The following is a 22910-nucleotide window of genomic DNA, read 5'->3' on the forward strand; positions in this document are numbered from 1 at the left end:
TTTTTATAAAGACCTAATATGAAAATACAACAAGATAATAAGATTGCTTACAACGAGCGAGAAATAATTTATTTTGCCGGCGGTTGTCTTTGGGGCGTGCAAGAATTTATGAAGTACTTGCCAGGCATTTTTGCAACACAGGCAGGTCGAGCCAATGGCTTAACCGATACCACCAAGAGCAATTATGATGGCTATGCAGAGTGTGTAAAAGTGACCTTCTGCCCAAGCACTGTTAATGTTAATAAGCTTATAGGTTACTTTTTTGAAATTATTGATCCTTACAGCATCAATAAGCAAGGCAAGGATGTGGGGAAAAAATACCGCAGCGGAATATACAGTAAACACAGTAGTCACCTCGAGACTGCTATTGAGTATATTAGGCACCGTGACGACGCAGATAAGATTGTCGTTGAAATTTTGCCGCTGCTCAACTATGTAAAAAGCGATGAAGAACACCAACAAAGATTAACTCGGTTTCCACATGATTATTGTCATATTCCTAAGAAGATATTACATAAATACAAGTAGGGTGAACATTGGCTTCAGAAACGATAACAAGCGAACGCTGCGCTCACGGATAAAGCGGTCTAGCTCCTAAGCCCCTTCGCTTGCTATCGTTCTTTCGCTTGCTATCGCCTTTTCGCTTGATATCGCTCTTTCGCTTGATATCGCTCTTTCGCTTGATATCGCTCTTTCGCTTGATATCGCCCCTTCGCTTGATATCGCCCTTTCGCTTGATATCGCTCGTCACCTAGCATCTAAGCTTTGCTTTTATAGAATCTAGCCGCGTAGCGTTCTAGCAGCGAAGCGATCTAGGTTTTAGGAATAGTGATATTAACAAAGGCGTCAGCATGCTAAATATCTGGAGTCGTTTCATTCCCTCGGGCATACTTTACTTTAATTAACGTTAATTCGACGAGAAACACTATGACGCAAGACAATAAAAACACTAGCGACCAGATTAATCGTCGTAGTAAAAACATTACCGAAGGACCGACACGCGCGCCAAATCGTTCGATGTATTACGCTATGGGTTACCAAGCCGAAGACTTCAATAAACCCATGGTTGGTGTCGCCAACGGACACAGCACTATCACTCCGTGCAACAGTGGCCTGCAAAAGTTAGCCGATGCCGCAATCGCAGGTATTGAAGAAGCGGGTGGTAACGCCCAAGTTTTTGGCACCCCGACCATTTCAGATGGTATGGCCATGGGCACCGAGGGCATGAAGTATTCATTGATCAGCCGCGAAGTGATCTCTGACTGTATTGAAACCTGCGTACAGGGTCAGTGGATGGACGGCGTAATAGTTATTGGTGGTTGTGATAAAAATATGCCTGGCGGCCTAATGGGTATGCTGCGTGCCAACGTGCCTTCTATCTATGTGTATGGCGGCACCGTTCTACCCGGGCATTATAAGGGTAAAGCACTCAATATCGTCAGTGTTTTCGAAGCCGTGGGTCAACATGCCGCTGGAAAAATGAGCGACGAGGACTTATTGCAAATTGAGCGTAGGGCCGTTCCAAGCACAGGTAGCTGCGGTGGTATGTACACAGCAAATACCATGTCTAGCTCATTTGAAGCCTTAGGTATTTCTCTGCCCTATTCATCAACTATGGCTAACCCCCATGACGAGAAAGTGGATTCCGCCAAAGAGTCTGCCAAGGTACTGATTGAAGCAATAAGGCAAAATATCAAACCCCGCGATATTGTTACCCGTAAATCGATTGAAAACGCGGTGGCGGTCATCATGGCCACGGGTGGCTCGACTAATGCCGTGCTGCACTTTTTAGCTATCGCCCATGCGGCTGAAGTGGAATGGACGATTGACGACTTTGAGCGAGTGCGCCAAAAGACACCCGTACTGTGCAACCTCAAACCTAGTGGAGAATACTTGGCTGTCGATCTGCACCAAGCCGGTGGGATCCCGCAGGTCATGAAAATATTATTGTCCGCAGGCCTACTGCATGGCGACTGTTTAACCATCACCGGTCAGAACATTGCAGAAGTACTGAAAGACGTGCCCGATGTGCCACGTGCCGATCAGGATGTGATTCGTCCGATAAGCAACCCTATGTACCAGCAGGGCCACCTGGCCATTCTTAAGGGTAATTTGTCACCCGAAGGCTGTGTAGCCAAAATCACCGGCCTAAAAAATCCGGTAATGACAGGCCCAGCCCGGGTGTTCAACGATGAACAAACCGCTCTGGCAGCCATATTGGCGGGGAAAATCAACGCAGGTGACGTTATGGTATTGCGCTACCTAGGACCTAAAGGTGGCCCCGGGATGCCAGAAATGCTTGCACCTACAGGCGCATTAGTTGGTGCAGGTTTAGGTGAAAGCGTTGGCTTAATCACCGACGGTCGCTTTTCCGGTGGTACCTGGGGAATGGTAGTCGGACATGTGGCACCTGAAGCGGCCGCTGGGGGTAACATCGCGTTCATTAATGAAAACGACTCCATCACAATTGATGCTAAACAGTTGCTACTGCAACTGAACATCAGCGATGAGGAGCTTTTTGAGCGTAAAAAAAGCTGGCAAGCGCCAATGCCACGTTACAACCGAGGAGTGCAAGCAAAGTTTGCTTTTAACGCTTCTAGCGCCAGTAAAGGTGCCGTACTCGATGACTTTTAAGCATGACGTTCGTTAGTGCATCATAAAGCCCTATGCAGAATTTTCTGCTTGGGCTTTTTTACAATCTTTTACATCGATCCTAAGACAACAATATGGCTGGAAATATCAGCCGCCGAGATAAGACATCGCCACTTTTTTGTTTCTTAGGGTTTCTTCTGTACCAAGTTCAAAATAGCGGATTCGTTAGTAGATTAGCCTCATCCCTGAGGTCACAGATTAGTCATTTCAACACAGTGCTAGGCTTCGGCCTAAACACCTAAGCGCAAGCCGAGAAACGATGGTCTTCGTTGTTATAAGTTGTTGATTAAGATTCGCTATATTTTCAACTTTAGGCCTCGAACCACATCATTTATCGTCTTACTAATGCTTATATATTGTCTTTAATGAATACTTTTTATAACCCTTGATCCTTGGCCATTTGCATCGCGATTTGTGGTGCATTCCAAAGAGAAGGCAGCAATATGATCGACACAGGGACCGCGGTGATAATAATGAAGGATTGCAGCGCAGATATCCCCCCAGAACCGAGGGAAATCAAAATTAACGCTGTGACCCCCATCATGACACCCCAAAATATACGGATCATTGCATTGGGCTCTGTTTCACCACTGATGACGACACTGATGGTATAAGTCATCGAATCACCGGTGGTGACGATAAAAATAGTCGTCAATACTAAGAATAAAATCGAGATCACCGTCGGAAAAGGCAATTGTGATGTTACGGCCAGTAATGCACCGGGCAAGTTAAAACCTTCAAACGCGCCACTCACGCTGCCAGGATTGGCAATTTCAAATGCCAAGCCAGAGCCACCCACAACAGTAAACCAAAAACACGTTACCAAGGGCGCAATAATGCTAGTCGTCGAGATGAGTTGACGAAGACTTCTGCCACGAGAAATTCGCGCAATAAAAATTGCCATCATTGGGCTATAACCAACGAACCATCCCCAAAAGAAGACTGTCCATCCGCTTAACCAACTTTCATCACCTCTAAATGTCGCCATCGGAATGAAGTTATTAAGCAGACTACCCACCCCTTGGATATAACCATTAATAATAAAGTTTGTTGGACCAAAAATGAGAATATAAAGCATTAAAGCAGAGGCGAGGATCACATTATAACGACTCAATGTTTGCATGCCTCGATTCAAACCACTTAACGCCGATAAGGTATACAAGGCAATGGCAAATAAGATAATGATTAATTGTGTCGTAAAACCATCAGGAATTTCAAACAGCGCATTTAATGCGTAACTAACCTGTAACCCAAGGAAACCAATAGGACCGATGGTGCCAGCGGCAACACCGATAATGCAGCAGGCATCAATCAATGCACCAGTATGGCCTTTCAGCGCTCGCTCACCAAGAACAGGATAAAGAAGGATCCTTGGTTTTAGCGGTAAACCTTTATCATAATGTAGATGCATCACCACAATAGCCGTTAAGCTACCGACGATAGCCCACGCGAGGAAGCCCCAATGCATAAAGGATTGCGATAATGCATTAACAGCAACTTGCTGAATATCTCCTGATGCGCCATACAAAGGCGGAGGACTAACAAAATGGGCTATAGGCTCTGCAGCAGCCCAAAAAACACCACCACCGGCAAGTAGCGTACAAAATATAATAGCCATCCAACGAAAGGTACCCATTTCAGGTTTAGCAATCCCACCTAAAATAACATTCCCAGTACGACCTGCAGCTAACGCTAGACTAATTAAAAAGGTCAGTAATAATAATACTTGCCAATAAGGGCCGAACACATTTACCGACCACGAAAAACCAGTATTGACCAAACTGGCTAACAGTTCACTGTCGAATAAAGCCAGTAAAACAAACAAGCAGATAAATCCACCACTATACCAAAAGGCTGGATTGCTTAAGGCCAATTTTTCCGCTGTAGAGCTCTTCTCTACTGAGCGGGGGGCCGAACGAGGATCGCATACATTACTGCTAGTTGCAGCTAACGAAGTCGTTATATCAGCCACTTTAAAGCTGTCCGTTAAATCAGTCATCTCTGACTCCAAAAGTTTTTTGCTACTAAAAGATTTTTGCCACTACTAGTACCTAGTACCAAAAAAAACGACAGAGACTATCAGCCTATATTTTTAAAATCAACCCTAACTAGGTTGTGAGCTTTCTTCGGAAGATCTTTTTCCTCGCTAGTTTAGGGTCAGCTAAAGCGATTTAAATTGTATCTTACGATTTTATCAAGGCAGAACATTGGCTTACTGCAACTCGTACCTTGCTAAGTACTCAATGAAAAGATAAACAGTGAAATGATTAAATGAAATTAACTTACAGTTCAGTTAGCTAAGTCCAACTTGAGCAGAAGATTTAATCGCGGCAATCTCAATTAAGCATAATAAATATGCCGTTTGAGCACTTTTTATTCTGCTGGTTATCAACTTTAGTGGGTGATTATTTATAGAATAAATTTTTCAGCGCTGTAAACCTTGCAGCCCATTCTTCTAGTCACTATCTCAATATGAGCTCGGCGATTATATGCGTCTTGCCATTGTTACTAAGCTCACTTTGTAGTGGCTAAGTAATACTCGCCGCTTTTTTAGACTCATGGTTGTAAATTGATTGAGATAGAAACTAGTCCCATTCATTACAGATGTCAGTTTATGGCAAATTGATATGAGGATATTGTTAATGGCTAGTTACTCTACATTGCTTTGGGGCTTTAATGAGTGAGATAAATATCCTAAGTTAATGAGTAACTTAATTGATCTTAATCTCAGTACCATTCGTAAGGATGGTATTGATAATAAAAATAACCCTTTAACAAGGTCAGTAAACTTTTAACATATTCATAGTGCCAGCATTCAGGCAATAACGGCGACGCTTATAGTTGCAGGTTTTGTTTTTGTGCCGGCGTCTGATGCTGACCACCATGGTATGAAATGCCATTGTTGATATAGCCGCTGACAATGATTGTTTAACAATGTTGTCGTAGCAGGCAAAGCGGGTTAACTTGTCGATACGCTATGAAATGTGGATGATAACGTGGTATTAAAAGACGAGGTAAAGGTATATATTTTGTAAGTGATTTATCTTTTGGACAAAACACCTTTACAAGCGCCCTTTTAAATTCGATGGTATTTCCATGTTCAAAGTCAGATGTTGGATCACCTCATTATTTAAAGGGTAAACCGTAAACAATGGAACTAGAAGCATTAGACCAGAGCCTTTTATTTGACTTTACACTATATTCAGTCAGTCTAAATATTAAATAAAAAAATTATTTTTAGGGAACAACACCATGTACATGATAGTTAAACATACCCATTTGACCATAATTGCGCTTACGTTTATCTTTTTCATCATTAACTTTGTGTTGACGATGAAAGGGTCTGACAAGGTTAATAATAAACTACTGAAGATTGGCCCACATATTTTATATACTCTGTTTATCTTCACCTTTATCTATCTGGTTGCCGTTAATCCACTTAAATTGTACCCCTTCGTAAATGGGTGGGCATCATCTAAATTAGGTGGTTTCGTACTCTATGTACTGTCTATTACCTTTGCGCTTAAGTGGGCTAAGTCAAATTTGTGGCGTATTGTGGGCTTAATTAGTGCAATATTTTGGTTCGTCATGAGTGCACGACTTGGTTTTGCCGATCATCTTAAAGTCAAAGGTATAAGCGAAGATACTAATGCTTATATTGAGTTAGGACAGTCCATGTTAACAGCGATTTGCTAGGCTATTTCAATTGAAGTGGTTAAGTAATGTTAACCACGGTTTGATAAAATAAGCACTGACTCGCTCGATCTTTATGTCATTCGATAGCTTTTTGTCACTGGCAAAAGATAGTCATTCACGCTGAGGCAAAAGCGCTCTAGGGAAGATGAATGGTTGATAGTCCTAGAGAGCAGTAAATCTATGAATAACTTCTTGATAAGTGTAAATTACTCTGCAAATTCCAAAAATGATTTTGCATAAATAGCCTTATCGTACCATTCTGGTTTTTCAGAGCAGAAAATTTTGTCTTGGGGGGCTATATCAGGGTTAGCATCTAAGCACCCTGCAGGCACAACTAAAGCTTTACCTGAACCAGAAAGGTCAGGTACTCCACATCCACACTCAGTACAAAACGCTTTCGATATAGAACGACCAGCAACATCAAAACGTTTAACTAATTCGAAACCACTCAACCATGTAATATTATCAGGTTGTGTGAATAAATTTGAAGCATGAGCACTGCCGGTTGTCTTTTGGCATTGTCTACAATAACAAAAGTGAAATTTATCGAAATTATTATTCATTTCGAAAGTAACTTTCCCGCATAAGCAACTACCTGTAATTTTTGACATTAGACTCCCTCCGTAACTGATTGCATTTAATACTTCAATACGGGATGTGAGTTTTTGCGTCACAGCCCATCTTGTTAGGTGCATATAATTGATGTGTTATATGACTATTTGATATTAGCTTTCATCTTTAACAAACTTTTGGGTTAACATTTTGCCTTTACCCCCTTCTGCATTGGACCATAACATTGTTATCTGACCCGCTTATCGTTATATCTACATCCACTTTCAAGACCATCAGCAAATGATGACTCTCTGCTCATTAACAAGAGTGCATAGGCACAAATATCAATAGCAAAAATGATAGCGAGTTCAAAAATTTGAGGACCAATCCATTTCATCGGTTGTTCACGTTTCCAACTGTATTGGCGTCTACCCGCACATGAAAACGGGGCTAACGACGCAGTGCAGCAGTGGCAACTTCCCATATACAGGGGAAGGTATCTCTTCTAAGCACAATTGTTGGTATAGGTCGGGTCATCACTCATTACCGCAAAATACACTTAACAAAATACGAGTGTTTAAATCATTGCCACAGATCTTAGATGGTCCTGTTTACGCAATATGCGCGCCCGATAGGGACCAAACGGACGCAATTGGTCTGGTCGCCGCGGTCGAGCTTCCATGTCGGCTGCCTGTTTGCGCCATTGCGCCACCGCGATCAGGATTTATCGTCAGCTTCCACATCGGCCTCGCGTTCAGCCTCGGCCTTTTCGGCGGCCCAAGCACCTGCTGCCTCCACCGCCACAAATGACGCGGTGGGCAGTACACCAAGATAGCTTTCGGTTTCGTCCACTGGGGTGACCGCGCGCTGCGTCATGCGGTAAAGCGCATAAAACGCGATAGCACAGAAGGTCGCGCCAAGCACCAGCCAGAATCCGTAGGGGCCAAGCCCTTGCATCGCCAAGCCAGTAACCAGTGGGCCTAAGATCGCGCCCAGTCCGAAGGTGAAAACTAACCCCCCGGAGGCCGCTGGCATATCTTCGGTCGAAAGAGAATCGTTAGCGTGGGCCAGTAACAAGGCATAGAGCGGCATTGCCACACCGCCAGCGAAGAAGGCGGACACCATCAAGGGCCACAGACCGCCGCTAGTGAGCCAACCCAATGCGCAAGATGCCGCGCCGAGAGAGGCTGCTCCGAAAATCAACTTACGCCGATCCATCTGGTCCGAAAGCCAGCCGATGGGATATTGCAATACCAAAGCCCCGGAGAACAGCATCGCGATGAACAGCGCTATCTGTGTCGCCGTGAGCCCTATCTGAGTGCCGAAAACCGCGCCCATACCCGTTTGCGTCGCGAAGGCGCTGCCAAGCAAAAATATCCCGACGGTGCCGAGCGGCGAGCCGGTGTAAAGGTCACGCAAAGGCATAGGACGGACAACTTCGACAACTGGGACCGGGGTGGCGGAAAGCAGGATTGGCGCAAAGGAGATCGAAACGAGAATCGAGGCACACATAAACAGCACTGAGGTCCCGGCATCGCCTAACGTCAGCAGGCCCTGTGCGCCGATGATACCCAGCGTCTGCGCGATCATATAAGCCGACAGCACCTTGCCGCGCGTCTCATTGGTGGCAGCGTTGTTCAGCCAACTCTCGGCAGTGACATAGATACCCGACATGCAAATGCCCAAGAGCAGTCGCAGCACAGTCCAAGCCCAAGGTTCGGTCAGCAACGGAAAGGCGATTAGCCCCGCCGACATAAAGCTGCCAAGCGCCGCGAAGACGCGCACATGCCCTACCCGTTTGATCATCAGCGGAGATAAGCGCGCGCCCAACAGAAAACCCATAAAATAGCCCGATGTAACGATGGCCAGTTCAGCAGTCGAAAAACCCTCAATCCCGCCGCGCAGGCCGATAAGGGTGAAATGCATGCCGTTGCCGAGCATGATGAACACAATGCCGAGTAAAAGGGGCCAGACCCTGAACAACACTTTAATCATGAAACCTCCTTTCGCGCCCTGTTGATTTTTTGTGCAGCCTGCGGCTTTGCCGCGTCCAACTGCATGCGTTTGTTATTTGAGCCGATAATTGCCATTGAAAGTTCAAATCCAGATGGTTTTGTGCGCAGCTGTGAAGATAAAGCTTGATTAGCCATTGAAAAGGAATGCCTTTGTCGTCAGCCATTTCGTTAGAATAGGCTATAGTCTCTTTATCAAGCCTGATTGTGATTTATTCGTTTAATGTCTGTGTATAGGGATGGCTGGACAGAATTTGAAAAGTCATATTGTTTACCCATGGCGAAATTCCTCGAATATTTACGTTCGAATTTTTCTGGTTTTCGAGCAGATATTATTCGAATTGATTCATCTGTTTTCACTTAAAGGCAAACCACAAGCAATGTTAACGCTATGCCGATTCCAAGAGGGATGAATATATCTTCCTCATCACAATGGTCGGAGTCTTTAATCAATCGAGCATGTGGATCAAAAAACTGTTTGTGTTCCCTAAAAAAATGCCGTGTCACTTCCAAATTGAAGACTCTTTAGCTCGGTCCACTCAATCGTATATCTTACATGCGTGCATTATAATTATTACATAATTATAAACAAGCGGCTTCTAACCATATCATTTTCTGTTATATCACGGCTCGCCATGCTGATATGGATTTTACGACATAAGCAAGTGCCCTATGCTCGTAATAGGCTGCGCACTAAGGTGCAAACCATCTCATCCTGTTATCGCTACTTTACAAGCTCGATCTGGCCAAGGGTATTTAACCCGACGGGATGAGCCGCAAGATAGCAGATTAACTACGTCCTTAAATATTGGCGTGATCTCAGGTTTTAGGAGTGACTTCTATTTTGGCACGAATAGGCCTATCTATTAGCCAGTTTGCGTTTAGGGATTATGCATTATTATGATCCAGTCTTATCGTTTCAAATCAATTAATGATCCACCCTTATGGTTTCGGGTTTTATCATTCGGTTTACAACTTTTGCCTAATCTGTTGATTTCCGACACAGGCGGTTCCAGCCTTAACGTTGCAATAACATGTGAATGATATGCCATTTAGGCCGTTTGCATGTTAAGCACGAACAATATTTTCTTTATTAGCTTCTCTTAAAACCAATCCCCTTCACTTTGGCGTCAGTAATTGTCCCATATACTTCACTTATACTTATTGGATAAACATAAGTCTCTTATTATGTGATTGATTACCGTTAATTTTAAAATACTTCACGAGCATGTCCTTACTAGAATATATCCCTTCACTATCTCGATCAGACATATCACTTGCTACGATATAATTGTCAATTTCACTAATTATTTTGCCATACTGATTCTTCGATGATGATCACACAACGCCACAATTATCAATATTCGCCATGTTGCTAATACTTTGATTAGCGGTGCGAGTAAAATGTCCGCTGCAGCAAGGGGTTAGTTTTAAATGGAAAAAAGAAGAGTGCTAAAATAGCGTTTCGATTTACAACCCATTTTATAAGCAATGGAATTGAGATACTTAATAAAAATGCTAAGATAGCCAGTGATGTCAAAAATATTATATTATCTGCTGTACTTTTAGAAGTATAACCATATGCATAACTATACGCATTGTATTCAATCCATTTGTGAAATATGAGAATATATAGACTAGAGCTCCCTAGTGCCAACGGTATACGCATTAAGGCTTTATTTTTTGCAATAAACCATGAAACACTCAGTATAAAGTAAATGCCGCATGCGGCCCCTAACGTCGCTAAAGTAGGTACTTTATATAGTCGCTTATTTAAGTCGGTGTGCGCTTCTGAAAACGATATAATACATATAAAAATAATTATAGATAAAATAAATAGATAAGTATTTGGAGAAAAGTTAATAATCTTATCTTTAAGTAAGAAACCCGATATAAAGTATACCGATGTTATCAATATGATATCGATTGAAAATGGTAGTTCTGGCAATTTGATGAGCGAGTTAAAGATCGTTAAATCACTATCGCTAACCATACCAATTAATAATGAACCAGAAAATAAAAATATCAGTAATAAAATAGACTTGTTATAGTAAGATAAGGCGTTAAACCGAGTAAAGCGAAAAATAAAATAACTAAAGCAATATACTGAAAATAAGTGAGTTAGAAACCATAATGGCACCCATCTTATGGTGTTGCCATTTCCATAAAAAATACCTTTTAGCTGGGATATAAGATTATCATCTTGAGAAATAACACTGAAGAAAAAAAGCATAAAAAGCACAGAAAAGTATGGTTTGAGCAGCGCTTCTGCTTTTTTAAAAATAAACGCTTTAGGAGAAATTGAATAAGAAAAAAACACCCCAGATAAAAAGAAAAACAGTGGCAACCGAAACAAAGCCATTGGTTCAATTATTTCTGGAAAAAAAGACTTCAAATTACTGTGAAAAATAGCCACTAAAGTAATTGATATACCTTTTGCTACATCAATATAAATAGTGCGATTTATCATATCTACCTCAGAAAGCAATCGAACACCATGTAAGCGGAAGATAATCGGTGACTATAATCTTTGATCTATAAAGCTATAGCCAACTGTTATTCTTCGTTTGATTGCAACCACATCTACTTTTCGCTCAACATGGTTTTGAACCATTTATGCTTAAGCCTATTAAGGGAATTACACTAAATCCATTTAGGCTAAATTATTCAGTCAAAATTCTAAACTACAACATTAAAGTTAGCACAAAAAACAATTCAAGCAAATGCCAGAAATTTTAACTAAAAAGCACATTTTTAAAAAAATACCGATAACAAGTAGCAACAACTACCGTTTTAGTCTTTATGCATTGCGCAGTTTTCAAACCTACACTCTACTTTGACATTAGAGTAAACACTTGTTTTTAATTGTTATTTATGTTTTATAAAAGTATAAGCGCGTACTATTTATCTAATATTACTGCGAACATCATCAAAAATTAATAATAGTATATCCGTACCATTTTATTGTGAGCTCTTATGATGACCAAAAGTCCGTTTCTAAATCAAATGAGACAAGAAATGCATATGCGGGAATATCGCATTAGAACTGAAAAAGCCTACTTTTATTGTAAAATCTGCAGCAAATGCACCACCGACAGCTGTGCTGCTGATATAACAAATTAAATACCGGCAAGGTAGGGAAATGCTATCGACAACACCGATAAAATAAACATCTACAAAGGATGTAAAGCCTTTATTATATGGCTACAATTAATCTTTTTTGTTTTATCATCGGCTCAGCGTCAAGCTCAATCGAGACAATATTAGCGTCAATAATCTGCTTTTCAGAACAACAATTTCTGCCTTTATGCTTTGACTCGTAAAGCGCCCTATCGGCAGTTTCCATCAGTACCCTCGGATTGCATCCTCGATGCGGAATGATCGAGCTTACCCCAAAGCTTGCAGTAACCCAGGGATTACCAGATGCTTTACTGTGAGGGATTTTAAGCGCTTCAATGGTTTTTCGAATACGCTCTGCAACTAGCATCGCACCATTTGAGTCTGTTTCCGGCAGAATAACGGCAAACTCTTCTCCTCCGATACGCGCTATTTTGTCCAGATGCCTAAGATCCATCCCTTTCAGCGTACTCGCCACGCTAAGTAGGCAATTATCGCCTTGCTGGTGACCAAAAGTATCGTTAAACATTTTAAAACAATCGATATCCATCATGATCACCGCCATTGCGGTTGCAGATCGGGATGCTCTTTGCCACTCATCAGAGAAAATCTCATCAAATTTCCTTCTGTTAACCAGTCCTGTAAGACCATCTAGTGTTGATAGCATTAGCAGTTGTTGGTTAGTTTCTTCAAGCTGTTGCTGTAATTCTTCCAGCTCGGCTAGCTTATGATCGAATTCTATGTTTTTTTGGTGCAGTGCATGTTTTTGTTCATATAACTGAAGAAAAACGCTGATTTTACTGCTGAAGATGTCGGCATTAAGGGGTTTAACTAGGTAATCAACGGCTCCGGATTGGTAGCCTTTAAATATGTTTGCGTCAGCACTTGATTCTGCAGTAATAAAGATAATCGGGATATTCCGGGTTTTCTTATTCCCTCGCATCAATTCAGCAACTTCATAACCATCCATCGTCGGCATCCTTACATCTAGCAGTACCAGAGCAAAGTCATTGTCGAGTGTATGGGCTAGCGCTTGTTCTCCAGAAGTTGCTCTGATAAGTGTTACGTTAAACTCAGAGAGAAGATGATCTAATGTAATCAGATTTTCTATCCGGTCATCTACAATCAAAATTTTAGGGGGTGCTAGCATAGTTAACATTCACATATAGTATTTAAAAAGTGACCTATATCTTTCAGAGAAAGAATATGGTCTGCATTGGCAGCCTCTATTGCTGCTTGTGGCATAGTCTTTACTTCGGCGCTGTCTAAAGACTGAACAACCGTTAACCCACCCCGTTGTTTTATTTTTTTTAGCCCTGCCGCGCCATCTGAATTTGCGCCGCTAAGGATAATGCCAATTAACTCGTTGCCAAAGTAATCAGCTGCACTCTCAAACAGCACATCAATGGAAGGGCGAGAGTAGTTAACCGGGGGATCGATTGAAAGTGCGGTACAACCATCAAACCCAACAAGAAGATGATAATTAGACGGCGCAATATATAAGCTCCCGCGTTTAATCGGATCTTTATCTTCCGCTTCTTTGACAGCCAAAGCCGTTTTAGCTGCAAAGTGAGTGGCTAAGTGACTCTCAACATGCGGGCTGATATGTTGCGCTAATAATATCGGTATGCAGAAAGTTGATTTTAGTTCAGCAAGTATTGCGCCTACAGCCGCTAATCCGCCGGCTGACGCACCAATAACCACGGCTCTATAATGTATATTATTACAGCTCATGGCTTATCTCCCGCGTTTTTTTCGATAGATTTTTTCTGGTTCTGAAACCAATTCGAACTTATCAGCTATGTCTGCAAATCTAAGGCTCTCTTTTGAGCCTAAGCATAAAAATCCGCCAGGTATTAGGCTATCATAAAATAGATTAAAGACTCGGTTTTGTAACTCTCGGGTAAAATAGATAAGAACATTGCGGCAAAAAATAACGTGCATCTCACCAAAAGCACCATCGGTTGCCAGATTATGAGGAGTAAAAAGTACTTTATCTTTCAGTACATTTTTCATGATCACATGATCATAATCTGCCGTGTAATAATCCGAAAATGAGGCGCTACCATTAGCAGCCTGATAGTTAGCGCTATACTGGCGAATTAAATCCATTGGGTAGATCCCTTTTTTCGCCTTTTCTAAAATGGACTCATTAAAATCGGTCGCATACACCTGCGCCCGCTCTTTCAAAGACTCCTCATGTAAAATAATTCCCATCGAATAGACTTCCTGTCCCGCAGAGCAACCAGCATGCCAAATTTTTAAAAAGGGGTAAGTATGTAGATGTGGGATCACCAGTTCCCTTACTTTTTTATAGAACCAGGGATCACGAAACATTTCAGTGACATTGATGGACAGATCCAATAAGAGTTGTTCAAAAAAATTAGCATCATGAATCACTTTATGCTGCATTTCTGCGTAATTTTTTATTCCTTCTATGCCGCAACGATACTCCAACCTTCTCTTGGTGTGAGCAAGAGAATACTCTCTAAAGTCATAACCATATTTTATATAAATGGCTTCGAGCAGAAGCTGAATTTCCAGCTGTTCATTTGTTATATCATTCATATTAGTATAACCAGACTCGTATCATTGACAGGAGCTTTTCGCTATCGATGGGTTTGGTAAGATAATCACTAGCCCCGGCTTCAATACATTTACTTCTGTCACCTTTCATCGCTTTTGCAGTGAGTGCAATAATGGGTAGGTTGTTATGCTTTCTCTGCATGCGGATCTGTTGCATCGCTTCATAACCATCCATTTTAGGCATCATTATATCCATGAGTACGATATCGACATCTGGATTTTCTGTTAATTTAACAAGACATTCCATACCGTCTCGTGCGATGGTGATATCCATGCCTTTATCTTCTAGAATGCTGGAAAGAGCAAAAACATTTCTCATATCATCATCAACCAATAGCACTTTTTTACCACTTAGCACTGACTCTTTATTGTGCACGGCTTTTAAAATACGCCGCTGTTCAGCCGGCAAATTAGCCTCAATCCGATGTAGAAACAGGGCTGACTCATCTAATAACCGCTCTGGAGATTTAACACCTTTAATGATAATGCTTTCGGCATAACGATTAAGCTCTTTTTCTTCGGCTGCAGTCAGATCTCTACCGGTGTAGACGATAATGGGGACTCGCGCAGCCGTTTCGCTGCGTCTTATCGCTTCGAGTAACTCAAAGCCGCTAATATCTTCTAACCCAAGATCTAGGATCATACAGTCGTAACGATTTCTTTCGAGTTCATCTAACGCCTGCTTCCCTGTTGAAACAGCAACAATATCTAGATCGTCTTCACCAATCAGCTGCTTAATGCTTGCTCGCTGAATGTCATCGTCTTCAACAATAAGTAGTCGTTTGACTGATTTAGAGATAATACCTTCAATGTTAGCGAAGGCTTTATCTAATTTTTTGATATCGACTGGCTTGGTTAAATAGCCAATCGCGCCCATCCGCATCGCCTCAAGATTGTTATCACTGGCTGACATAAAATGCACCGGAATGTGGCGTAAACTTGGATTTTCTTTAAGGCGTTCCATCACTGTCCACCCGTCGATACCCGGCAGACCAATATCCAAAATAATGGCACTCGGTTTATAATAATCGGCAAAGTGCAGGCCGGTTTCACCGGTTTCCGCGACGATGCATTTAAAGCCTCTTTCACGGCCAAAGTCGCGCATAACGCCGGCAAAAGCTCGGTCATCTTCGATAATCAGCAGCGTTCTATCTTCAGGAGCAGGATCAGAAATGATAGATTGTCTGTCATCCTCCACATAGCTTGCAATTTTGGGTATATCTGCGGCAACAGAAATAACTGCGGCCTCTGAATTAGAGGTTCGAGATTCATGAATCTTGGGTGCTAGAAGTTTAGGCACATTTTCTGCAGAAGCGCCTTTCGCTTGGTACTCAAGGGGTAAAAACACGGTAAAAGTACAACCTTTACCTTCTTCACTTTGCAGCTCAATTGAACCACCGAGTAAATGGGTAAGCTCTTTAGAGATAGACAAGCCAAGTCCGGTCCCACCATAATTGCGGCTAGTACTTCCATCGGCCTGCTGAAAGGCCTGAAAGATAGCAAGATGCTGCTCTTTTTTTATGCCAATACCGTCATCTTTTACTGAGAAAGCCACTAAATTATGCAAAGGCATGTGCAACTTTTTAGCGATTTCTGCTGAAGGCCGAGCTATATCAAGCGTTACAGCACCTTCATGGGTAAACTTAAATGCATTGGTCAATAGATTACGTAAAACTTGTTGCAGGCGCTGAGAATCAGTCCGTATAGTATCAGGAAGGTTGTCGGCTAAATTTATCTGAAAGTCTACGCCCTTATCTGCCGCCATATCCTGATATAAACGGCTAATATCAGATTCAATAGCAGTAAAACTGACATCTTCAATATGCAGATCAACTTTGCCAGCTTCTACTTTAGAAAGATCTAAAATCTCATTGATTAATGAAAGCAAATCTGCACCAGATGAGTTGATTGCATTGGCAGATTCAATTTGCTTATTAGTCAGATTATTATCTTTGTTATTGGCAAATAACTGCGAGAGTATCAGAATACTATTCAATGGTGTTCTTAACTCATGGGACATGTTCGCTAAAAATTCGGATTTATATTTACTTGAAATTTCGAGCTCTTTTGCTTTTTCTTCAACTATTTGTTGCGCGGAATAAAGCTGATCATTTTTCCCCTGCATCTCAATTTGTTGGCTTTCAAGTGCTTTGGTGCGTTCCTCCAATTCTTCATTGGTGACGCGCAGTTCTTCTTGCTGCGCTTGCAGCTCAGTTTCAGATTCTTTGAGTACTTTGGTTTGCTCTTCGAGCTCTTCGTTAGTAACGCGCAACTCTTCCTGTTGGGTCTGCAGAGCTTGCTCAGAAAGTATTAACGCTTCTGTTTGTTGTTTCAGTTTATGGTTAGATTTACTTAAACTTTCCTGATGATGTTGCGCCTGCTCAAGCAGTGAGCTGATCTCAAGACGGGCATTGGCAGCATTAAACAAAATGGCAGCACTGCCAATCACTTCTCTGACGAATGTCTTCTGCAGTGCGCTAAAGGGTGTAATAGAGCCAAGTAATACAACACCCAGTAAATGTTCATCTACCGCCAGAGGTATTGCCATAAAATGACTGGGCGTCACCTCACCCACCCCATAATTTAATACTGGCGCATTTTGAACTACACCGGAAAATATAAGGATCTCTTTCTCAAGTGCAGCTTGCCCTACCATGCCCTCACCCAGCCGGATCTGGTTAAAATTACCTTGCCTGTCCGTAAACGAATAACTGGTTTTAAGTACTAAAATATCTTGGTCTAACAGATATAAAGCGCCAAGTTGCGCGTTCATATGTTTGCTGAAAAAAGAGATAAACAAATTTGAAAGATCGCTGAGTTGCAGATCACCGCGCAGTTGATTATCGAGGCTCTCTTTACCTGAATTAATCCAATCCAGCTCACGCAGCTTTTCGGCCATATTATTGAGTGCCAAGCCTAAATCACCGATCTCATCCCCCCGGTCTAACACTAAAGATGTGTTCAATGTTCCTTTTGCAATATCCTGCGCAAATTTCATGCTGTGGATAAGCGGATCAGTGACAGAACGGGAAAAATTAACAGCGATAAAGCTGATAATAAAAAAGACAATCGCTGCTGCAGCGAATATTGCCTGATAAAGAAAAAAGATCGGCTCGGTGACTTCATCTTCATTGATTTTAGAGATCAGATGCCAATTGTATCCGGGGACGTTGAGCTGGGTATAAATCACAAGCACCGAGCGACCAGCACTGTCTATATAGGTATTTTGCCCGCCTATTTCTCTGGCGTTTTTTGCATCCGTCCAGTAGCCTAAATCTTTGTCGAAACTAAAGCCTACGACATACCTGCCATTCCCCATAGTGGCAAGATCACTGCGGAACTCAATTTTAGTAGAGTGCGGATTCTCGCCAATAAGATACGATTCGCCAGTTTTCCCCAGACCGACACGTGAATCAACAATATTAGAAATCAGACTGGGTAATATTTTTACCGCGACAACGGCGATGATATTGCCCCGGCTATCGCGTACAGGACTAGAAAAATAGGCCGTTTTTTGTTGGCCAAGCGTATTACTTGAATCGAAATCAGAAAATGCAGTTTCACCGCTAGTAATCGCCTTGTTCCAAGCTTGCGTTAGCGCAGGGTCATTGCCCTTATTAGTGGCAAGTAATGAACCTAATCGCGGTTTCTCTTTTATAGAGAATAGAATGGTTGCCTCTTTAGGATCTAAAATTAAAAAGTCATCATAATCATAATTGCTGATAAAAGTTTCAAAAAAAGAGCTGTCATCATCTTTAGTGGTTACTTGACGTTCATCCATGTTCTGAATGAACTCTTTCAGCCTTATTGTCCTGGCAAGCGTATCTAAACTAATTAAACGCTCTTTAAAGAAGGTGTCGATAGAGGTGGAACGCAGCGATTGTATTGCATTTAATTCTTGAAAAGATTTTTCAATTAAGGCGTCTGACGCTAACCGCGCACTGAAAATGGCTGTGGCAATCATTGGGACCACAGCAAAGATCACCAGCATGCTCATTATCTTAGGGCGAATGCGAATATCTACTAAGCGAATCATTAACTTTCCAAAATATAATCGTATTTCTTAATATGGCGACATATTCAATCATTTTGCCTTTTGAATCAAAAAACAAATTATACAGTGTGACCTTGATTATAAAATTCGATATTCAAACCATTTAATCGGAATTAGATGTTATTGGAGTCCAAAAAACTATCGCAATTAATTGGAAATCAGCACTGTTGCGGCGACTCATCCTGTTATCGCTACTTTACAAGCTCGATCTGGCCAAGGGTATTTAACACGACGCGGTGAGCCGCAAGATAGCAGATTAACTACGTCCTTAAATACTGGCGTGATCTCAGGTTTTAGGGGTGACTTCTATTTTGGCACTAATAGGCCTATTTATTTACCAGTTTGCGTTTAGGGATTATGTCTTATTATGATCCAGTCTTATCGTTTCAAATCAATTAATGATCCACCCTTATGGTTTCGGGTTTTATCATTCGGTTTTACAACTTTTTCCTAATTTGTTGATTTCTGACACTGGCGGAACCAGCGTTAATGTTGCAATAACAGGTGAATGATATGCCATTTAGGCCGTTTGGATGTTAAGCACGCACAATATTTTTATTTATTAAATTCTCTTAAAATCAACTCCCCTTCTGCGGCCTGAAAAATTGATACCTAGTATCAATTTTTTGTTTTCACTGTATGGCTAGGTTTGAGGGCGCGTGTGGTCTCATATCTATCATTACTGTGAAGTCAGCGTATGTATTTTCATTCATGAGCATTTGTCGAATTGGCCTAGCCCAAAAAGCCAAAACAGTGTCAATTGCGCTATCAATTTAATTGATACATTACCTAAAAAAGTCTCAATATTTGTTTGCATTTTATTCTGTATTCTGAACTGGCACTAACAACTCAACAAACACATTCAAGGAGTTATCAATGTATATAGCATATGTGAACCCCCCTCCCTTTGGCGTCAGTAATACGTTGTGGAAGGCGTTATGAGAGGGGCTGACGCCCAAGGGGCGAACCCACAACTATTAACTGCAAGGCAGATAAGTCATCTCGCCGTGGTTGATAAATCAGCTGTTATGAGTCCTTTTGAAAAAGCGGCTGAATATGGACAAGCTAAAGTCACTAAGCACTTTGGACAGTCATTTGCTCTCTCTGTATTTGCAGGTGCATTCATTGCGCTGGCATTTGTCTTTTATCTTACGGTTACGACGGGTTCAGCACAGAGCTCTTGGGGCTTAGTCAGATTTAGTGGTGGTATCGCTTTTAGCCTAGGACTCATTTTCGTTGTTGTCCTTGGTGGCGAACTATTTACCAGTACCGTATTAAGCGCCATTGCCTGGGCACAAAAACGGGTTACGACCAAGCAGTTGCTTGGTTGCTGGATGCGCGTGTATTTTGGCAATCTCTGTGGCGCAATGCTGATACTGGGATTGGTAATGATGTCGAAAATGTATGCCATGGATGGTAATGAATGGGGGCTCAATGCACTACATGTTGCACAACACAAGATCCACCATGATTGGAGTCAGGCTTTTGCCCTTGGAACCTTATGTAACTTGCTCGTGTGCCTAGGTGTCTGGATGACCTTTAGTTGCAAAGACGCTTTAGCTAAATCGTTACTGCTTATATTGCCGGTGGCGATGTTCGTGTCCAGCGGCTTTGAGCATAGTATTGCCAACTTATTTATGGTGCCGCTCGGAATTGCCATTCAAAACTTTGCGGGGAATGAATACTTCATTGCTTTGGGAGTCATGCCACAAGTTTTTGCGGACCTTACTATTAGTAATTTTGTACTTCATAACCTTATTCCGGTGACGCTGGGCAACATTCTAGGGGGCGCGGTATTTGTAGGCCTAGGTTATTTTTGGATAGATAACACCAATGCAAAAGTAACTGACGAGGTGCCATCGCTACACATTAATCCTATTACACAAGGTCACGCACAAAACGAGTCAATATCAGAACAGTTTCAACACTCAAGTAATGCTTCACAAACTCAATATCAACCAAGTCAAGAGGACTTAGCCATGAAAAATAAAATCCAAAAACTTATCGTTAGTGAATTAATGGACAACTCACCGACCACCCTTTCAGTTGATACTACTATTTATCAGGCGCTTACGCTGTTAGCGAAAGACAACCTTCGCAGTGCGCCAGTGGTCGACAATGATAATCTGCTATTAGGATTTGTGTCGGAACAAGATCTAATTCGCTCACTTTGGTCTGAGGAGTTTGCTTCCGATTTGCCGATTTCAGTGAAAGATATCATGCAAACCAAGATGCTCACCGTGGCACCTACAGATAAAATTGCTCAACTGCTTGAGTTTATGGTGGTTGATAAGAAAAAACTATTTCCTGTGACGGATTCGGGCATGTATATCAGCGGTGGCTACCAGAGCTATGAAGAGCGCTTGCGTGATGCATCTGCGACGGTACCAAGTAATTACCCAGTGGTTGAGCATGGTCGTTTATGTGGGGTTATCCGTCGCGAAGCGCTGATGCAGATGTTCTCGAAGCTTTATAGCCCAAAGCACGATGGTATTTCACATCCTGTTGAGCAACAATCAGTAGCATAGTATGGTAACAAGATCGAGCTAACACTTTGCCTAGGCAGCTTTAGTTTTGGATAATAAAGGATTCTAAAACAGTTATTTACTTATCTTGCCCCGAGTTGAGGTTAGGTATACCAATAAAAGGCTAGCGTTATCGCTAGCCTTTTTATATGCAAAATAGATTAGCGGGTCTTGATGTCAACGAGCAGTAAAGTCTGAGACTGGATTGGCAACGTTGGTGATGCATTTAGTGTAATATTCTACATCGCGGTATATAACTGGAATTGAATTGAATGTTCACCTTCAATGATTTGCCGGGTACTCAATACGACACAGTATTTAGGCTGATCGAAAAGTCACTCAACGGCCTTCTTTTAACAACTTCACATTCCTCAAACCAATTTTGGAAACTAACCTTGTTTATAGTGGCTGCACTAAGGCCATCAACAATCCATTCTCAGTCCATAGTGTTACGTGAAAACCTTTAACGTTATATGTTGTTGGTTTTTCGCCACTTTCTTTAGCCGGAATATCACCAAATTTTTCGGCGTCAAAGCCGACTTGGTAGAGTGTTAACATGTTACCTTGTTTATCTTGATAGCGAAGTTGCGCTGCAATCTCGCTTTTTATAGAGCAATATCGTCCTCCCAACATTGTCATGCCGCTCAGCTCGGTCGCTGCTGATTGAACCGGATTAAAGTCGAGTTCAGTAAAATAAGAACTCACTATTGCAAAACTATCGCTTTTTACTTCTAGCGGTCGTAAACGAACATGATTTGCCACAACTTCTTGCGCTAATTGCACACCATAAGTCGAATTTTCAATCTGCATATAAAAAGTGACCGCTATTCCCAATAAAAACGTCGCGGCTATTGCTAGCCAACGGCTCTGCTTCTTACTATGTTTAATCGTAAATAATTGACTATCTATATTTCTCTCACTGTTATTTTCTGATGTGGATAATATCGCGTTCAATGAGCCAAGCTGCGCCGCACTTAAATTTTGCTGGTTGTAGTGATCTTTTGTTGCTTGCTTCAAGGATTTTTTCATTTGCTTTCTCCTTGTTGTGGGGGCAGGCTTTTATCTGCAATGACGACCGCTTTTTTCTTTATTCTGTGTAACCTAGAAAGTATCGTACTTCGTGGCTCATTTGTTTGTTCAGCTATTTCAGTGGCGGTATATCCCATTACCGCCGAAAGGAAAAGTGTTTCACGCTCAGCCACATTAAAACTCTTAAGTAAATGCTCTATATCGTCACTATCTATCAGGATTTGCTCGAACGAAGTCGTAGATTCTAAGGTGGTGATATTTTCATTGAACTCAGCAAAAACGATCTTATTCTTACGACGGCAATCATCAATAAATTGGTTACGAATAATGCGCCTCAAGTAACCCATTCCTAAAGTTTGCTCACTGGTTTTTTTTACCCATTTTTCTAATGCACTTTGCAACAGATCATGAGCATCTGCATTGTGATTTGTTAGGGCCAAACAATAGCGGTAAAGCAGTTGTAATTCATCATGACTCAGTTGCATCGTCATAGGTAAAATCCACCAATCCAGCCTTGCTCAATATAACGCGGCAAGGCAGTTTCATCACGCTGTGAAATATCATCTAGAGCAATACCTTGGGCGATATCTTTAAGTAATAAAAAATCATCTTTGGTAATAGCGGAAACCATGGGCTTGTATTGTGGCCGTTGCACAACGAGAGGATCGCCTCGTCCCTTAGAAATAG

At 41.8% G+C, this 22910-nt stretch carries 16 protein-coding genes; 4 read left to right on the plus strand and 12 right to left on the minus strand.

What is annotated here, in order from left to right; all coding sequences use genetic code 11:
- The first annotated feature begins 18 nt into the window (after window positions 1–18).
- Both EGC80_RS16220 and ilvD read left to right on the plus strand, forming a co-directional pair.
- Window positions 19–528 (plus strand): peptide-methionine (S)-S-oxide reductase, encoded by a 510-nt coding sequence (locus tag EGC80_RS16220; protein WP_124013725.1) that lies wholly within the window; start codon window positions 19–21, stop codon window positions 526–528.
- A gap of 399 nt (window positions 529–927) precedes the next feature.
- Window positions 928–2634: a dihydroxy-acid dehydratase gene (gene ilvD / locus EGC80_RS16225; protein WP_124013726.1), complete on the plus strand. Its 1707-nt coding sequence runs from the start codon at window positions 928–930 to the stop codon at window positions 2632–2634.
- 394 nt (window positions 2635–3028) lie between these two features.
- On the opposite strand, the gene EGC80_RS16230 is transcribed toward ilvD, so the two are convergent.
- A complete protein-coding gene (locus EGC80_RS16230; protein ID WP_101031504.1) occupies window positions 3029–4651 on the minus strand; it encodes a BCCT family transporter in 1623 nt (540 codons plus the stop codon).
- Between the two features lie 1253 nt (window positions 4652–5904).
- Here EGC80_RS16230 and EGC80_RS16235 point away from each other — a divergent pair.
- A complete protein-coding gene (locus tag EGC80_RS16235) occupies window positions 5905–6348 on the plus strand; it encodes a SirB2 family protein (RefSeq protein WP_101031506.1) in 444 nt (147 codons plus the stop codon).
- A gap of 206 nt (window positions 6349–6554) precedes the next feature.
- Here EGC80_RS16235 and EGC80_RS16240 read toward each other — a convergent pair whose 3' ends face one another.
- The 8 genes from EGC80_RS16240 to EGC80_RS16275 all read right to left on the minus strand — a co-directional run bounded on the left by EGC80_RS16240 (window position 6555) and on the right by EGC80_RS16275 (window position 18651).
- Window positions 6555–6959, minus strand: coding sequence for a GFA family protein (locus tag EGC80_RS16240; RefSeq protein WP_124013727.1), 405 nt, complete (start codon window positions 6957–6959; stop codon window positions 6555–6557).
- A 658-nt stretch (window positions 6960–7617) separates the two neighbouring features.
- Complete coding sequence (locus EGC80_RS16245) at window positions 7618–8895, minus strand: MFS transporter (RefSeq protein ID WP_124013728.1); 1278 nt, start codon at window positions 8893–8895, stop codon at window positions 7618–7620.
- On the minus strand, window positions 8892–9050 hold the full coding sequence (locus EGC80_RS22475) for a hypothetical protein (protein ID WP_164839479.1): 159 nt from the start codon (window positions 9048–9050) through the stop codon (window positions 8892–8894). The genes EGC80_RS16245 and EGC80_RS22475 overlap by 4 nt, the downstream gene beginning before the upstream one ends.
- A gap of 1249 nt (window positions 9051–10299) precedes the next feature.
- Complete coding sequence (locus EGC80_RS16255; protein WP_124013729.1) at window positions 10300–11400, minus strand: acyltransferase family protein; 1101 nt, start codon at window positions 11398–11400, stop codon at window positions 10300–10302.
- Window positions 11401–12108: 708 nt separating this feature from the next.
- On the minus strand, window positions 12109–13188 hold the full coding sequence (locus EGC80_RS16260; RefSeq protein WP_206191871.1) for a diguanylate cyclase domain-containing protein: 1080 nt from the start codon (window positions 13186–13188) through the stop codon (window positions 12109–12111).
- Window positions 13182–13763 carry a chemotaxis protein CheB gene (locus tag EGC80_RS16265; RefSeq protein WP_124013730.1) on the minus strand — a complete coding sequence of 194 codons (582 nt, stop codon included), beginning with the start codon at window positions 13761–13763 and terminating at the stop codon, window positions 13182–13184. The genes EGC80_RS16260 and EGC80_RS16265 overlap by 7 nt, the downstream gene beginning before the upstream one ends.
- Before the next feature lie 3 nt (window positions 13764–13766).
- Complete coding sequence (locus tag EGC80_RS16270) at window positions 13767–14597, minus strand: CheR family methyltransferase (RefSeq protein WP_124013731.1); 831 nt, start codon at window positions 14595–14597, stop codon at window positions 13767–13769.
- Between the two features lies 1 nt (window position 14598).
- A complete protein-coding gene (locus EGC80_RS16275; protein ID WP_124013732.1) occupies window positions 14599–18651 on the minus strand; it encodes a response regulator in 4053 nt (1350 codons plus the stop codon).
- 956 nt (window positions 18652–19607) lie between these two features.
- On the opposite strand from EGC80_RS16275, the gene focA reads away from it, so the two are divergent.
- The gene (focA, locus tag EGC80_RS16280; protein WP_124013733.1) at window positions 19608–21197 is read left to right on the plus strand and encodes a formate transporter FocA; all 1590 of its coding nucleotides are present in this window, start codon (window positions 19608–19610) and stop codon (window positions 21195–21197) included.
- A 396-nt stretch (window positions 21198–21593) separates the two neighbouring features.
- Here focA and EGC80_RS16285 read toward each other — a convergent pair whose 3' ends face one another.
- Genes EGC80_RS16285 through EGC80_RS16295 form a run of 3 tightly spaced genes read right to left on the minus strand, consistent with a single transcriptional unit; the run spans window position 21594 to window position 22878 of the window.
- The gene (locus tag EGC80_RS16285) at window positions 21594–22223 is read right to left on the minus strand and encodes a hypothetical protein (protein ID WP_124013734.1); all 630 of its coding nucleotides are present in this window, start codon (window positions 22221–22223) and stop codon (window positions 21594–21596) included.
- A complete protein-coding gene (locus EGC80_RS16290; protein ID WP_233768519.1) occupies window positions 22220–22714 on the minus strand; it encodes an RNA polymerase sigma factor in 495 nt (164 codons plus the stop codon). The genes EGC80_RS16285 and EGC80_RS16290 overlap by 4 nt, the downstream gene beginning before the upstream one ends.
- Window positions 22711–22878 carry a hypothetical protein gene (locus tag EGC80_RS16295; RefSeq protein ID WP_164839480.1) on the minus strand — a complete coding sequence of 56 codons (168 nt, stop codon included), beginning with the start codon at window positions 22876–22878 and terminating at the stop codon, window positions 22711–22713. The genes EGC80_RS16290 and EGC80_RS16295 overlap by 4 nt, the downstream gene beginning before the upstream one ends.
- Window positions 22879–22910 lie beyond the last annotated feature (32 nt).

Source organism: Shewanella psychromarinicola, from assembly GCF_003855155.1.
In the GTDB taxonomy this organism is placed as follows: domain Bacteria; phylum Pseudomonadota; class Gammaproteobacteria; order Enterobacterales; family Shewanellaceae; genus Shewanella; species Shewanella psychromarinicola.